General features: G+C 64.2%; 14 protein-coding genes and 1 pseudogene. 8 read left to right on the forward strand and 7 right to left on the reverse strand.

Annotation, left to right across the window (positions count from 1 at the left end; genetic code table 11):
• The first annotated feature begins 58 nt into the window (after positions 1 to 58).
• Complete coding sequence (locus tag NL126_RS20130; RefSeq protein ID WP_255196674.1) at positions 59 to 682, forward strand: universal stress protein; 624 nt, start codon at positions 59 to 61, stop codon at positions 680 to 682.
• A 410-nt stretch (positions 683 to 1,092) separates the two neighbouring features.
• Positions 1,093 to 1,239, forward strand: a pseudogene (locus tag NL126_RS20135) (GYD domain-containing protein); the annotation flags it as partial.
• A 57-nt stretch (positions 1,240 to 1,296) separates the two neighbouring features.
• On the opposite strand, the gene NL126_RS20140 reads toward NL126_RS20135, so the two are convergent.
• Positions 1,297 to 2,373: a class I SAM-dependent methyltransferase gene (locus NL126_RS20140; protein WP_255196675.1), complete on the reverse strand. Its 1,077-nt coding sequence runs from the start codon at positions 2,371 to 2,373 to the stop codon at positions 1,297 to 1,299.
• 12 nt (positions 2,374 to 2,385) lie between these two features.
• Positions 2,386 to 2,559 carry a DUF1059 domain-containing protein gene (locus NL126_RS20145; RefSeq protein WP_255196676.1) on the reverse strand — a complete coding sequence of 58 codons (174 nt, stop codon included), beginning with the start codon at positions 2,557 to 2,559 and terminating at the stop codon, positions 2,386 to 2,388.
• A 231-nt stretch (positions 2,560 to 2,790) separates the two neighbouring features.
• Between NL126_RS20145 and NL126_RS20150 the strand changes: the two genes are divergently transcribed.
• Positions 2,791 to 3,762 carry a winged helix-turn-helix domain-containing protein gene (locus tag NL126_RS20150; RefSeq protein WP_255196677.1) on the forward strand — a complete coding sequence of 324 codons (972 nt, stop codon included), beginning with the start codon at positions 2,791 to 2,793 and terminating at the stop codon, positions 3,760 to 3,762.
• 653 nt (positions 3,763 to 4,415) lie between these two features.
• On the opposite strand, the gene NL126_RS20155 is transcribed toward NL126_RS20150, so the two are convergent.
• Positions 4,416 to 5,378: a DUF7351 domain-containing protein gene (locus NL126_RS20155; RefSeq protein ID WP_255196678.1), complete on the reverse strand. Its 963-nt coding sequence runs from the start codon at positions 5,376 to 5,378 to the stop codon at positions 4,416 to 4,418.
• Between the two features lie 132 nt (positions 5,379 to 5,510).
• Here NL126_RS20155 and NL126_RS20160 point away from each other — a divergent pair, with 132 nt between their 5' ends.
• The 3 genes from NL126_RS20160 (at position 5,511) to NL126_RS20170 (ending at position 8,502) form a co-directional block, all read left to right on the forward strand.
• Complete coding sequence (locus NL126_RS20160; RefSeq protein ID WP_255196679.1) at positions 5,511 to 6,368, forward strand: hypothetical protein; 858 nt, start codon at positions 5,511 to 5,513, stop codon at positions 6,366 to 6,368.
• A gap of 103 nt (positions 6,369 to 6,471) precedes the next feature.
• Positions 6,472 to 7,722, forward strand: a complete 1,251-nt coding sequence (locus NL126_RS20165; RefSeq protein WP_255196680.1) for an MFS transporter — start codon at positions 6,472 to 6,474, stop codon at positions 7,720 to 7,722.
• 531 nt (positions 7,723 to 8,253) lie between these two features.
• On the forward strand, positions 8,254 to 8,502 hold the full coding sequence (locus NL126_RS20170) for a UPF0058 family protein (RefSeq protein ID WP_255196681.1): 249 nt from the start codon (positions 8,254 to 8,256) through the stop codon (positions 8,500 to 8,502).
• 439 nt (positions 8,503 to 8,941) lie between these two features.
• On the opposite strand, the gene NL126_RS20175 is transcribed toward NL126_RS20170, so the two are convergent.
• From NL126_RS20175 to NL126_RS20190, 4 genes are read right to left on the reverse strand one after another with little or no spacing between them, the layout of a single operon-like run.
• Positions 8,942 to 9,271: a ferredoxin family protein gene (locus NL126_RS20175; RefSeq protein ID WP_255196682.1), complete on the reverse strand. Its 330-nt coding sequence runs from the start codon at positions 9,269 to 9,271 to the stop codon at positions 8,942 to 8,944.
• Entirely contained in the window at positions 9,268 to 10,608 is a 1,341-nt protein-coding gene (locus NL126_RS20180; protein WP_255196683.1) for an FAD-dependent oxidoreductase, read from the reverse strand. The genes NL126_RS20175 and NL126_RS20180 overlap by 4 nt, the downstream gene beginning before the upstream one ends.
• Positions 10,605 to 11,612 (reverse strand): electron transfer flavoprotein subunit alpha/FixB family protein, encoded by a 1,008-nt coding sequence (locus NL126_RS20185; RefSeq protein ID WP_255196684.1) that lies wholly within the window; start codon positions 11,610 to 11,612, stop codon positions 10,605 to 10,607. Before NL126_RS20185 ends, NL126_RS20180 begins: the two co-directional genes overlap by 4 nt.
• Positions 11,613 to 12,395, reverse strand: coding sequence for an electron transfer flavoprotein subunit beta/FixA family protein (locus NL126_RS20190; protein WP_255196685.1), 783 nt, complete (start codon positions 12,393 to 12,395; stop codon positions 11,613 to 11,615).
• A 177-nt stretch (positions 12,396 to 12,572) separates the two neighbouring features.
• Here NL126_RS20190 and NL126_RS20195 point away from each other — a divergent pair, with 177 nt between their 5' ends.
• The gene (locus tag NL126_RS20195; RefSeq protein WP_255196686.1) at positions 12,573 to 13,055 is read left to right on the forward strand and encodes an SRPBCC domain-containing protein; all 483 of its coding nucleotides are present in this window, start codon (positions 12,573 to 12,575) and stop codon (positions 13,053 to 13,055) included.
• A 125-nt stretch (positions 13,056 to 13,180) separates the two neighbouring features.
• Positions 13,181 to 13,615 (forward strand): Hsp20/alpha crystallin family protein, encoded by a 435-nt coding sequence (locus NL126_RS20200; protein WP_255196687.1) that lies wholly within the window; start codon positions 13,181 to 13,183, stop codon positions 13,613 to 13,615.
• The last annotated feature ends 38 nt before the right edge of the window (positions 13,616 to 13,653 follow it).

A 13,653-nucleotide genomic window follows, 5' to 3' on the forward strand; every position in this document is an offset into this window, starting at 1 on the left:
TGGGAACCTGCACTACGGTAATCATTCTGGCCTGCGTACCTCGATTCGAGAGGTACCCATGTACGACAGAATCCTCGTCCCGATTGACGGCACGCCCGGCTCCGAACGCGCGGTTCGCAACGCGCTCGATATCGCCAGCAAGTACGACGCGACGGTCTACGTCGTGTCGGTCGTCGACAACGGACCGCTGGGCCGCGACGGGGCCCGAGCCGACCGCGTCGAGCGGGCTGAGAAGGCACTCGAGAAGGCCCGCCGTGAGGCCGAGGACGCTGGCGTCGATCTCCAGGCCGAACTGCTCGAGGGGAAAGTCACCGCCCAGATCATGCAGTACGTCGACAAACACGGCATCGACCTCGTCGTGATGGGGACCCACGGGCGGAAAGGGTTCGACCGGTTCGTCGTCGGGAGCGTCAGCGAGCAGGTCGTCCGCAACGCCGACGTGCCGGTGTTGACCGTGAGTCTCGGAAGCGACACGGTGAAAGTCACGTCCGTCGAGCAGGCACACGAGATCGCCCGGGACGCGCTCGCGGCCCGGGGCTACGACGACATCACGCTCGAACAGGGCGCGTACGACGAACCCAGCGCGTACGTCGTGCAGGGCGTCGCCGACGGCACCCGGTGTAACGTTCACGTCGAGAAAGGGACCGGGAGCCCCCACGTCGTCGAACTCGGCTCGGCGTGAACTGGCGCTGTCGATACTGTTCTACTCGACGCCATTGAGAGATTCGACGTGTGAGAGATGTGACGTGCTGCATATAGAGCGTGTATGCAGCACGCGGTAGGTGTTCGTTCCATGCGACCTGGACTAATATAGCTGGGAGGTGGGTGTGCGTCTTACACGGCCAATGGTAGTGACATTGGCGGAAAAGTGACCTCCGCATATACCGATCGGAGGCCTCGAACTCCGAAAGTACACCGTGGGTATGGTTATCACCTCGTTCGCCGGAAAGACGCACGAGATGCCACCGTACGTGTTCTTTACTACATTCACCCAGCAAGGGCGTTGAAAACGTACTAGACCGTCCCGAACGAACGGAGCACGCGAGAGAACTGGTCGAGTCTCTCGGTGGGACGTGACGGGACTTTTTCGTCACGATGAGCAGGTACGATGGCGTCGTCATCGACGAGTTGGCGGCTCAGGCCGCGCTCGCCCTCGCTGAAAGCGGTAACGTGACGACCGAGACGCTCCGAGCGTTCACGCTCGCCGAATTTCGCGACATCGTCGAAACCATGTCGTAACCGACGGCCGGTGGCCGACCGACCACCACTCGTCGATCGGTACTCCCAACGATACGGTTACGGCTTCGCTTCAAAGACGAGGCTGGTCGGTGTCTCGGCCGCCCGGCGGAAGCGTGTGAACCCACCTTCGGTAACGACCTCGCGGGTCTGGTCCTCGCCAGCTTGGGCGCCGAGCCCATAACCGACATCCTGACTGAGCGAGTTCGGAGTACAGGCCAGCGTCGAGATCGAATATCCAAGACGGCCAAACGGAGTGAGGTTGTTTTCGACCTGGTCATCGGCATACGGTTCGACGATCATCCACGCACCGTCATCGGCCAACGTTTCCAGTACGTGAGCTGCCACACCGACCGGGTCGCCCATGTCATGGTAGCAATTGAACATCGTCACGAGGTCGTACTCGGTTCCTGAGTACTCTCTCGCGGTCGCCACTTCGAAGGTGACGCGGTCGGACACGCCCGCGGTCGCCGCCCGCTCGCGCGCCACTTCGATTGATTTCTCGTGGTAGTCGATACCGACGACCGTCGAGTTGGGGTATGCTTCGGCCATGCGAATCGTCGGGGCTCCGTGACCACACCCCACGTCGACGATCTTCCCGCCTGCGTTCAGCCTGGCATCGATACCGTCGAGCGCTCCGATCCAGTCGAGTAGGAACGCCCCGTAGGATGGTCCGAAGAAGCGTTCCGTGCCGTGGAACACGTCGTCGTCGTGTTCGTGCCAGCCGATGCCCGCTCCCGTTCGGAAGGCATCCTCGAGTTCCGGGCCAATCTTGGCCACTGACCCGACCAGCTGGAAGGCACCCGGCATGAACACGGGGCTTTCCTCGTTGGCCAAGACGTGCGCCTGCTCTGGAGTGAGGTAGTAGCGGTTAGTGTCGGGGTCGTAGGTCACGTACCCGCCGGCGGCCTGCGAGCGCAGCCATTCACGGACGTAGCGTTCGTTGGTTTCGGTTTTCTCGGCGAGCTCAGCGGAGGTTAGTGGCCCTGCGTCATCGAGTGCCGCGTACAGCCCGAGCTCGTCCCCGATGACGGCGAGTGCGGCGTGAACCGTTGCGCCGAGGTCGACGAGCGACGTCTCAACGAGTTCGCTCAGTTTCTCTTCGTTCAATCGATCCGATTGGGTGTCAGTTGACATCGTTTTACTTCCTCACACGATTTTTAGGTGTTTACTTCGGAGTTCTTCGGCTGTGTAGTCCTGGCCGTGGACGTCCCGCATGTGACGCTTGGCCAGTTCGATTGCCTCTGCCTCGTCTTCTGATTGGATGATGAACCGGCAGTCGGCCGCCGCTGCTTCACAATCGAGCTTGTGTGCTTGCGCCACTGTTGATGACCTCCAGGCGTACCGTCTACTACCACCAAGATAAGCGTAATTAGAACGACATTTCTATCGGGATGTCGATAGAATCCACCTTCTATAACGGAACTGACGTATGGGTCCTGGCCACGACATCTCCCTAGCAGACTCGGTGGCCATCGCTTCTCACAGGGTCTTCCAGTCCATGTGGTGTGGTACCAAGGGAAGAGTAATTACGAGTGTTCCCCTAGTACGGATATGTGTCCCCCCATTTCAGGCAATCGGGAACGGGCGGACCGATCTACCGCGAACGAGGCGTTCAAGCTCCTCTCGGACGAGACTCGACTCGAAATCTTACAAGCCCTCTGGGAAGCCCAGGATCAAACGGACGAGACGCCGATCCGGTTCGCCGACCTCCGTGAATGCATCGGCGTTGACGATCCCGGCCGCCTGAACTACCACCTGAACAAGCTCATGGAGACCTTCGTCCGGCGGACAGAGGACGGGTACGAGCTCATGGAATCGGGCAAGCGGATCGTCAGGATGGTACTCTCCGGCACCGCCATCGCCGATCCAGAGATCGAACCTGTCGCAGTCGACATCTCGTGTTGGTACTGCGGGGGCCAACCCGTCTGGAGCTACCGGGAGGGCTGGCGCTATCTGGAATGTACCAACTGCGAGGCGCGGTGTGTCCGCTCGTTCCCACCCGGCGTGATCAGCAAGTCCGAATTCCCGCCGTCGGGGTTGCGCGGTCGGACGCCAAACGAGATCAACGAGGCGGATCGAATCTGGGGTGCTCATCGACGAGCCTCGGTGATGGACGGGGTTTGCCCGGAGTGTGCGGGTGAAATGCCAGTCATCTCGGTCGATATCTGCGAAGATCACCAGCCGGATTGGGATGCGTACCAGTTCTGTGAGCATTGTGGATCCATCTTCAAGATGCTCGTCTCGCACGTCTGTGAGGGGTGTAAGTATCGGTGGCGAATGCCGACGTTGTTCTACCCGTCACGACATCCGGCGGTGGTCGCGTTCTTCTACAACCACGGGATCGAGTTCGACCTCGCCACATACGAACAACGCGCCATCCTCCTCGATTTCGAGGAAGAACTCCTCTCAGAGGACCCTCTCCGCATCCGCATCTTGGTTTCGTTTGAGGACGAAGTGCTTGGGCTCACGTACGATGATCGGATGGAGCTAGTAGACGTGACTCGTGACGGAGTAGAGCACTGATCTAAATACAGAACTGCTGATCTCTGCGCGGTTCTTACTGAGATTCCTGAATCGGTTATATCCGCAGACGACCAATACTCTCTTTGCTGCATTCATCCTCTGAATGCAGCACGCTCGCAGAAACTTCACCCGTCCCTATCAGAAGCGGCGTGCGAGATATAGAGGCTGAGTTCGGCACGAGGTCATGGTGTGGTATGCGTTCAGATTCCATCTGATTTCCCGGGCGAACCGAACGCACCCGAGTCTATCAGCTTCAATTCGTGATGATGGCTGCAGCACGAAGTAGCGAAAACGGGGCCGAAGGTTGAGGAGGGGATGAAGTGGAATGCCAGATTAACAACTTCTCCCCATCTACACTACAACTGTCACCACATAAAGCAATATTTACCGCTTGGACATCATTGAGAATTATCCGTGTAACAAGCCATGCGCCATTCATGGGCACTCGAGTAGGGAGTCATGGAAAGCCCCCATACCAGCGATACGGGGTCCCATCTATCGGTAGATACTCCCCCTGTATCGACCGGCCCGATCGCCTCGTAAGCGACCATCGCTCGTGACAGACTCGCGCCTTCTATTCAGCACGCCCGCGGAGTCCTACTCGAACTCTGTCAGTACCGCCCTGCGAGATACGGAGAGTGCAGTCATCACGATCAGGCCGACTCTGTCCCTCGTTCTCTCGTCACATCGACAACAGACACGTCCTCGTCGATCGTCAACGTCAGGGCGTCGTCGTCGACGGTGAACGTCAACGCCACCACGACGGGGTCAGTCGAGCGGATGTCCTCCTCGTAATCTCCGAGGGCACCGGGCGCCCGCTCGTGGGTCTCTGGGACGAGGGGATTGAGCCCGTGGTCGGTGAGAAACGCCAGCAGTTCCGTCTCCGCCAATAGACACAGGTTGGGAATGCCGCTCGAACTGTAGTGACAGGTCGAACACTCGACCTCGAACAGAGCCGCGTAGCGGCGGTCACAGTGGGCACAAACGCCCTCCGTGGCGTGGTCCTCACAGACCGTCATCGACTGCTGGATGGTGCCGGAGCAGCGTGGACACACGCCGGCGCTGAGTCCCAGGGACTCCAGATTCGACCAGACCACGGCGGCGTTGTGGAGCTCCGTGGGTGTCCGCCCCTGGACGCCCGCGGGAGGGAGGTAGATGTGCCCGAGTGTTCCGAACTCGGTGGCGAACTGCGGCCCCGACGCCTCCTGCCTGAAGAAGCCGGCACACTCCGTGCAGAAGAGTTCGACGCGCTCCTGTTGGTAACTCACCTCAACCGGTGCCCCACAGAAGGGACACGGCCGGTCGGTGGGTTTCCGGTGAACTATCGGATCTTCGGTCACAGTCCCCGAGAGAACGGCCTCGACGATCCGGCGGCCCGTCTGCCGGATCGCATAGCCCGCTTCGGTCCGACTGATGAAGTGCCCCGCGAGTTTGTCGAGATGATAGCTGAAGTTCGACCGGGTGTCGTAGTCGCTGCGCTCGAACAGCGTCGAAAAAGCCAGCGGCTCGTCCGCCCTGCTGAGCGTCCGCAGGATCCCGAGCCGCGTCTCGTCCGCGACGAGCGCGAAGGCCTCGTCCGGCGAGAGCCCCGACGTCGACGTGTCGTCGCCCACCATACCCGTGCTTGCGGGGAGAACTATTTAAATATCGGTCCGAAACGGTGCTCACCCAGAACGTGTCAGCTGATTCCCTATAACATCATATAGCTGAAATATAATTGGCCGCGGGGGGAGACGTCGAACGACACCATGGGTTCTGATACGACGAATCCGACGGAGGCCGCAACGAGCGTAGTACCCGGGAGCTCCGGGCTTTCGGACCTCACGACGTTCGGGAAGGTCCGGTTGGCCGCGTTCGCACTAGTCGTGCTCGCGACCATCGGGATGGCCGGGGTCGCCTTGGGGGAGCTGTTCAGCCTACTCGTCCTCGGGTGGACGGCCGATACGGGGGCAGAGCTCGGCATCCACCGCCTGCACGTGATGGGCATCGCAGCCACCATCTTCACGACACTGCTCGGGGTGATCGTCCAGTTGTATCGACCGACGCGACAGGCGACCGCGATGCTCGGAGCCTTTCTCAGCGTCGTCGCCGCGGCAGCGATCACGGTGGGTGTGGGGGGCCCGCTCGAAGGGGTCCTCCCCTTCCTGGTGCTGATCAGCCTCGCGACGGTGCTCCATCCGGCCGGACGGGACCTGCTGCAACGCGGGGAGTCGTACAGCCCGGCGATGCTGGCGCTGGTCGCCGTCGCGGCCGTCCCGATGCTCGCGTTCGCGGCCGACCAGGTGACCCGCCAGCTCACCGCGAGTGACCCACACGCCGCCGTCGGCCACTACAGCGCGATGGCGCAGTTCGCGGTGGTGCCGCTCGTCTACGCCGGCCTCGCGGCGATCGGGATGCGCGGGTGGCGGGTCGCCGCCTGGGTGGGGGCGCTGCCCGTCGCGTATTACGGCCTCCTCGCCGTGTCGTTCACCGGTCAGACGGGCTCGACGGGCGTCACATGGGGCAGCGCCGCCGTCCTGTGGGCCGCCAGCTTCGTAGTCGTCACGGAGTACTCGCGGAGCGGGGACTCGCCGACCCTCCGTCGGAGCGCAGCCGAAGGGGACTAGGCCCGCAGGCGGCCGCTCTGTTCCGTCGGGAGCGGTCGTGGCGGGGGCCCTCACCCTAGTTGCTGACGAACACTTATACGATAGCGGTCTGACACTCGGGGCGATGCGGTTACCGGCACACCGGCCGGACCCTGGCGTCCGCTACGTCGCGACGAGTTTCGTCGTTGGCATCTTCTTTCCCGCCGTGGCGGGCGGCATCACCTTCCCGGCCCTCCCCCGCCTCGAACTCGTCCTCGGGATCTCGCCGACCGTCGTCGGGGTCGTTCTCTCGACGACCGGTGCGGTCCGCCTTCTGAGCAACGCCCCTGTTGGCAGCCTCCTCGACCAGGTGGGGACCCGACGCCCGCTGATTGCCGGGGTCCTGCTGTTGAGCGTCGCCCCCTTCGGGTACGCGCTCGGGCTAGAGCCCGGAGCCGTCCCGTTGGGGCCGGCGGCCGTCTTCATCACCGCGCGGGCCGGCGCCGGCGTCGGCTCGGCGCTGGTGCTCGTCGGCGGCTACGCGATGATAACCGACATCACGACGCTGGACAACCGCGGTCGGTGGATCGGATACATGCTGGGGGCGTACGGGCTCGGGTTCCCTGCCGGACTGGTCGTTGGCGGGCTCGTGGCCGACGTGTACGACATTCGCACCGCGTTCCTGCTCGCCGGGGCCGTCAGCCTCGTCTCGATCCCGATCATCCTCGCCTTCGTTCCGGACCGGGCGCCGTCGGTCGAGCAGGGCGGCGGGCTCCGCGAGATCCCGGGACTGGTCCGGGCGGACCGCCGTCTGGCCGTACTCGGAACGGTCAACGGCATCCTCTCGTTTCTGAGCCGGGCCTTCCTGACGACGGTCGTGGTGTTCGCCGCGAAGTTCGGGCTCGAACTCGGCGGGCTCGGCGACATGGGCGTGACTGGCGTTATGCTCGCACTCGTCACCCTCAGTGCCTCCGGCGCGATGCTCGTGGCGGGACGGTTCTCCGACACCACCGACGGCAGGCTCTTCCTCGTCCTCCCCTCGCTTTGCGTCATGGCACTCGGCTTCCTGACCGTGGCGCTGGTGCCGACGCTGGCCGGCATCCTCGGCGGTGGCGTCGTCGCTGCGCTCGGTGGGGGTGCAGCCGCGCCAGTCCTCAAGGCGTATCTCGGAGACATCAGCCCGCCGGGGGACGTGGCGAAGCTCGGGGGCGCCTACGACGGCCTGGGCGACCTCGGTGGAATCCTGGCCCCGGTGCTCGCGCTCCCGGCTGCGTCGAGCATGGGCTTCGAGACGCTCTATTTGGGATGCGCTGGGCTCGGTGTGACAGCCGCGATACTCGTCGCTGGCACGCTGCTCTCGGTCGGGACGACACCAGGGTCGACAGTCGCGGAGTGATCGAGGCTCTACTCCCGTGGCCGAGTGGTGGACAGCGGTCGAGGCGATTCACGGGTCTTGATTGGCGGGCCTTTCGTTCAGCTCCGACGAGTGCGATCTCCCGTCGGTGGCCGATACGCGCGCTGTATTCAGCACGACCTCAGAAACCTATTCAGATGCTGTTAGGAACGTCGTGCTGAATATAGAGGGTGAGTCCAGCGGAGCGTCATCGCCCCTCTCGACATTCCACTACTGGACCGGATACACGGTCTGCGCACCCGTCGTGACCTCTCGCCCTGTCACTGGGTTCATCACTACTGATTAACTGAAAAACAATGCGCATTGATACCTGTCCATGTGTACCGTTGATGCGGGAGACGACTGCATGGTTCAGTTGGTCCGACCCTCACCTGTTCCCACCCCCTGTCCGTCCGCCACCGTCTCCCAATTCGTCCCTCCTTCAACCGCACATCACTGCGATATCCGAGACGGGGCACGATTCGAAGGTACCACCGTAGACGTCCAAACACCCCACTCGACTGAGACGAAATCATGCGCAAAAAAGAATACATCCACACTCACGCCCTGCTCAGGGAAGTCGCTCGGGATCTGATTGAGACGGAGACCATGTCGGTCGAGACGCTTTCCGCATACGACGCACTTGGTACGGGCCCATCGTGTATTCACAAGTCGAAAGAGCACCACCACGAAGCGATTCTGACACTCACCAGTGCCATCGAACCGTGCCTCACGGAGAAATCCCGTGAGCGCCACGAGCAATCGATGACCCGACAACGATAGTCACGTGTCGCTACCAGCGACTCGCGCTCGCTGTAGTACCTCTCTCTGTCGAGCAAGTCCCTCACCCGAAAGCGGCGAGGAACTCCGTGCGAGAGTCGCGCTATGTATTCAGCACCGCTATCCAAACACCAATCAAATCAGACAGGATTCTCGGCGGTAACTACGCCACACACAATACCGGCTGAATCACCACCCAAGACGTGAAATCAACCCACGACTGGTGTTGCATACACCCTCTGTATCTCGCACGACAGTTCTGACAGATAAATATTAGAATACGACTCACGCGATAATACGGGCCTCGACATCGAACACTCCGGCGGTGCGAGAGTGACTGGTCACGCGTGACAGCACTCGCATCCGGCCTCCAGCACGGCCTCATCACACACCGACAGCAAAGAGCGTTCACAGGACCAAGAAGAACGCCGCTTTCGCACCGTCAGCCGTATCTGAACGATACGCCCGCACCGGTCTCGGGGTACTCCCACTCCACGTTGTCGTAGGGGCACGCGAACCGGCAGCTCCCACATTCGAGACAGTTCTCGAACGCGATGGAGGGCACGCCGTCCTCGCGGTCGTTCTTCCAGACGCTGGCCGGGCAGACCGACGTACACTCGTAGGTCGTACACGTCGTCGAACAGACGTCCGTGTCCTCGATACCGAGGTGTGACTCCTCGGCTTCGCGGTAGGTGACGGTGTACAGGCGGTCCTCCATCGACGCGTTCTCCACGTCGGGGACGTGGGGCATCGGTTTGGTTTTGGTACTCATGACAGCATCCTCCGGAATCTCCACGCACGTTTCGCCGCGCCCATCCAGCCACCAGCCGCATCGAGCAACTGACGCCGGGCAGCGGCCGTGTGCGCCTGCTTGCTCCCGCGGTCGACGCGGAAGAACTCCGCTTCGGCGCCCGCGAGCGCCGTCGGCAGGTCACCGAACAGGAAGTCGCGGTCGGCTGCGACCGCGTCCTGGAACCAGCCGTACCGACGCAGGTTCTCGACGACGAACGACTCCTCCAGCCACTCGGGGTAGCGGGCGAGCGCCTCCCGGTCGCTCCGGTGGTCGTCCGCGGCGCGAGCGATAGCCAGCCCCGCGAGGTGACCGCTCTCGACGGCCATGTTCGTCCCTTCGAGGTGGACGCCGCTGTTGAGCACGAGGCCCGCGGCGTCACCGATGACGACCGCCCCGTCGTGGACGAGATCAGGCATCGCGTCGGCACCCCCCTCGGGGATGGCGTGGGCGCTGTACTCGACGAGCGTCCCGCCACGGACGAGCGGGGCGACCGCGGGATGCGACTTGAAGCGGTTGAGCGCCTGTTCGGGCGTGATACCGGCGGCCACGTCTGCGATGCGGTAGACGACGCCGATACTCACTGTCCGCTTGTTCGTGTAGATGAACCCGCCACCGACGGCGCCGGGCACCGCGCCGTCACCGAAGTAGGTGTACGCCGCGCCGGCGTCGTCGGCGAGCCGGAACCGGTCTTCGATGACGGACGTGTCGAACTTGCGGACCTCCTTCGCGGAGACCGCCACGTCCTCACGCTCGGGGCGTGGTTTGAGCGACGCGCCCTCGGTGACGAGCGAGTTCGCCCCCTCCGCAAGGACGACGACGGGCGCGCGGAGCGTCCCGTCGGGCCGGTCGGTCTCGACGCCGACGATGCGCCCACCATCGCGGACGAGTCCGGTTACGGTGGTCTCGGTGATGAGCGTCGCCCCGGCAGAGACCGCCTGGTCGGCGAACCACTTGTCGAAATCCCCACGCAGGACGGTGAACGAGTCGTTGTGGGGGTCCTCGCGCCACGCGTCGGGGCGCATCGAAATCGCGGTCTCGTCGCCCTCGTCGGAGAGGACGCTGAATCGCTTCCCAGCGACGAAGCGTTCGAGCGGTGCGCTGTCGAACTCCGTCAGCGCTCGGACCGTCGGCGTGTAGAGCACGCCGCCGAACACGTTCTTCGTGCCCGGTGCTGGCCCGCGTTCGAGCATGATGACGTCGAGCCCTTCGCGAGCCATCGTCAGCGCGGCAGCGCTCCCGGCGAGCCCTGCGCCGACGACGATGGCGTCGAACGCGCCGTCGTAGTTGGGTGTCTCGGTCGTGGCTGTCGTGGTCATACAATCACCTCCTGGTCGCCGCGAACCATCGCCGTCAGTTCGGGCAGGACCTCGAAGAGGTCGCCGACGATGCCGTAGTCGGCGTGGTCGAAGATGGGGGCGTTCGGGTCGGTGTTGATGGCGACGACCACCTCGGAGCCGTTCATGCCTTCGAGGTGCTGGATGGCGCCGCTGATGCCGGCCGCGATGTAGAGCGTCGGGCGGACGGTCTTCCCGGTCTGTCCGACCTGTCTCGACGGCTCGACCCAGCCCTCGTCGACGGCCGCACGGGTGGCGGCGACCTCGCCGCCGAGCGCGTCCGCGAGCTCCTGGATGGGACCGAAGTCGCCGTCGGTCCCGGCGCCACCGGCGACGACGATATCGGCGTCGGTGATGTCGGTCACGTCGCCGACGACGCGTTCGAGGACGCGCGATTTCGTCATCGACTCGTCGACGACGACCTCGACCGGCTCGATCTCACCCTCGCGTTCGGGGTCGGTGGGCGCAGGGTCGAACACGCCGGCCCGAACGGTCGCCATCTGTGGGCGATGGTTCACGCATTTGATGGTCGCCATCGCGTCGCCGCCGAAGGTAGGCCGGCGAGCGAGCAGGAGCCCCTCGTCGTCCACGTCGAGTTCGGTACAGTCGGCGGTCAGGCCAGCGTGAACCGGAACGGCGACCCGGCCGGCGAAGTCGCGGCCGGTGTGTGTCCCACCGATGAGAACGATGTCCGGCTTGCGGTCGGCGACGAGGGCGCGGAACTGTTCGCCGTAAGGGTCCGCGCGGTACGGCTCGAACACCGGGTCGTCCGCCCAGAGAACCCGGTCGGCACCCCGGGCGACGGCTTCCTCTGCGACGGCTCGACAGTCCTCACCGAACACGAGGGCGACGAGCTTCTCGTCCTTCGCGTCGGCGAGGCGTCGACCCTCGGCGAGCAGTTCCCACGCGACGCGCTCGGCGTGGCCCTCGTGCTGCTCGACGAACACCCAGACGTCGCTGTACTCGGTCACGTCGATGTCCGTCACTCAGACCACCTCCTGCTCGACGAGCGCGTCGTACAGTGCGTCGACGCTGTCGAACTGTTGCTTCTCCCGGTCGACCGGACTCGCCGTGTCCATCCCACCGACCGAGGTGGGCGAGGCGTCGAGTCCGACCTCGTCCTCGATACCGAGGTCGGCCGCCGACCACTGCCGTGGCTCGAACTCGGTCTCGGCGTAGATCTTCCGGTGGAGACCCGCGGTTCGCGGGTGGTTCTCGCCGAACGCGAACGCCACGACGGTCGGGAGCGTCGCCGCGACGACCTCGTGACCACCCTCTACATCCCGGGTGGCGACCAGTTCGCCGTCCTCGGGGTTGGGGTCAAGGTCGGTCACGTACGTGAGCTGTGACCAGTCGTTGTGTGCGGCGATGCCGGGCGGCACCTGTCCCGTCGAGGAGTCAGTCGACTCCTCTCCGCAGATGACCACGTCGGCGTCGAGTTTGTCGGCGGCCGCTGCCAGTGCGCGGCTCGTCGGCCAGGTGTCCGAGCCGGCGAACGCCCGGTCGGTCAGGAGGACGCCGTCGTCACAGCCGAGGCCGACGGCGGTCGCCAGCACCTCAGTGGCCGTCGGTGGGCCCATCGTGAGCGCCGTCACCGTCCCGCCGACCGCATCGCTGAGCTCGAGGGCCGCCTCGACCGCGTTCCAGTCCGGTTTGTTCAGCACCGCGGCCGCCGCGGCGCGGTTCAAGGTCCCCGTCTCCGGGTCGATAGATACCTCGTCCGCGTCAGGGACCTGTTTGACGCAGACGACGATGGTCCAGTCGTGCATAGTGTGTGACCACGGGGCTCCCCCCGCGTGTGGTTCGACCTTCGGACCGACAGGGGACTAATCGAGAGGCTGGTTCTCAGTTCCCGGGACTGACCGAGCGACGGTGGCGAGTTGCGGCGAGTCCCGCGCCATCACTGCACACGCGGTGTTGAAGCTCTCAGCCGCCGTTACTGTCGCATGCACGAACTCCACACCAGTATCGACATCGACGCGCCGCCCGAGGTGGTCTGGCGCGTCCTTACCGACTTCGCTTCGTACCCCGAGTGGAACGACTACACCCGAATCGAGGGCGAGGCCGTCGAGGGGACGACGCTCCGGGTCTCGCCGGGGCCCGAGGCTGGCCGGTCGCCCACGTTCACCCCCGAGGTTCGCCGGACGGTGCCGAACCGCGAACTCCGCTGGCTCGGCCACCTCTTCGTCCGCGGGCTGTTCGACGGCGAACACCGCTTCGAGATCGACCCACTCGACGACGGCGGCACGCGGTTCGTCCAGTCCGAGCAGTTCTCCGGGGTCCTCGTCCGCCCGATACTCTGGCTCGTGGGTGGCGACACGGAGGCTAACTTCGAGGGAGTCAACCGGGCGCTGAAGGCGCGAGCGGAGTCGCTGGCAGCCGACGGCGACGACACGGCCGACGACGAGCCGACGCAAGCGGCCGCCTGACCCGAGCCAACGGACACGAAAGCACGGCTTACCGCCCGCACTGGTCGTGGAGGCACTGATTACTGGCCGCCGACCGTCGATACTGACTGTGTAACAAAGCGAGGGGACGGCGGACTGACTCGCGTATGGCACGAAACCCATTCGACGAGTTGAGCGCCCTGTTCGAGCGGATGAGCGAGCAGTTCGAGGACACCGCGGAGACGTGGCCGCAGGGGCTCTCCGACTGGTCGACGACCGCCGCCCCGAGTCTCGACCTCGTTGAACACGACGACGAGTATCTCGTCACCGTCGACCTCCCGGGCTACGAGAAGGGAGACGTGACCGTCCGCGTTACGGACCAAACGCTCTACATCGACGCGGAGCACGACACCGCCGACGAACAAGAGGACGAACACTACCTCCGACGTGAGCGGAGCCACCGGTCGGCCCGCCGGCAGGTGAAACTGCCCGACGTGGTCGACCCCGACGCCGTCACGGCGACGATGAAGCACGGCGTGTTGACGGTGACCGTGCCGAAAGCCGAGCCAGCCTCGACCGGCCACCGCATCGCCGTCGAGTAGCCACGGTTCTCGGACGCCGGCGCACACTCGCCGGAACG

The organism is Halorarius litoreus, assembly GCF_024362405.1.
Lineage (GTDB): Archaea > Halobacteriota > Halobacteria > Halobacteriales > Haloarculaceae > Halorarius > Halorarius litoreus.

Excerpts from the sequence above, each read along its gene's own strand:
- NL126_RS20165 (WP_255196680.1), top strand. The coding sequence starts at position 6,472 with ATGCGGTTACCGGCACACCGGCCGGACCCTGGCGTCCGCTACGTCGCG.
- NL126_RS20160 (WP_255196679.1), top strand. The coding sequence starts at position 5,511 with ATGGGTTCTGATACGACGAATCCGACGGAGGCCGCAACGAGCGTAGTA.
- NL126_RS20195 (WP_255196686.1), top strand. The coding sequence starts at position 12,573 with ATGCACGAACTCCACACCAGTATCGACATCGACGCGCCGCCCGAGGTG.
- NL126_RS20200 (WP_255196687.1), top strand. The coding sequence starts at position 13,181 with ATGGCACGAAACCCATTCGACGAGTTGAGCGCCCTGTTCGAGCGGATG.
- NL126_RS20150 (WP_255196677.1), top strand. The coding sequence starts at position 2,791 with ATGTGTCCCCCCATTTCAGGCAATCGGGAACGGGCGGACCGATCTACC.
- NL126_RS20130 (WP_255196674.1), top strand. The coding sequence starts at position 59 with ATGTACGACAGAATCCTCGTCCCGATTGACGGCACGCCCGGCTCCGAA.
- NL126_RS20180 (WP_255196683.1), bottom strand. The coding sequence starts at position 10,608 with ATGACCACGACAGCCACGACCGAGACACCCAACTACGACGGCGCGTTC.
- NL126_RS20175 (WP_255196682.1), bottom strand. The coding sequence starts at position 9,271 with ATGAGTACCAAAACCAAACCGATGCCCCACGTCCCCGACGTGGAGAAC.
- NL126_RS20190 (WP_255196685.1), bottom strand. The coding sequence starts at position 12,395 with ATGCACGACTGGACCATCGTCGTCTGCGTCAAACAGGTCCCTGACGCG.
- NL126_RS20155 (WP_255196678.1), bottom strand. The coding sequence starts at position 5,378 with ATGGTGGGCGACGACACGTCGACGTCGGGGCTCTCGCCGGACGAGGCC.
- NL126_RS20140 (WP_255196675.1), bottom strand. The coding sequence starts at position 2,373 with ATGTCAACTGACACCCAATCGGATCGATTGAACGAAGAGAAACTGAGC.
- NL126_RS20170 (WP_255196681.1), top strand. The coding sequence starts at position 8,254 with ATGCGCAAAAAAGAATACATCCACACTCACGCCCTGCTCAGGGAAGTC.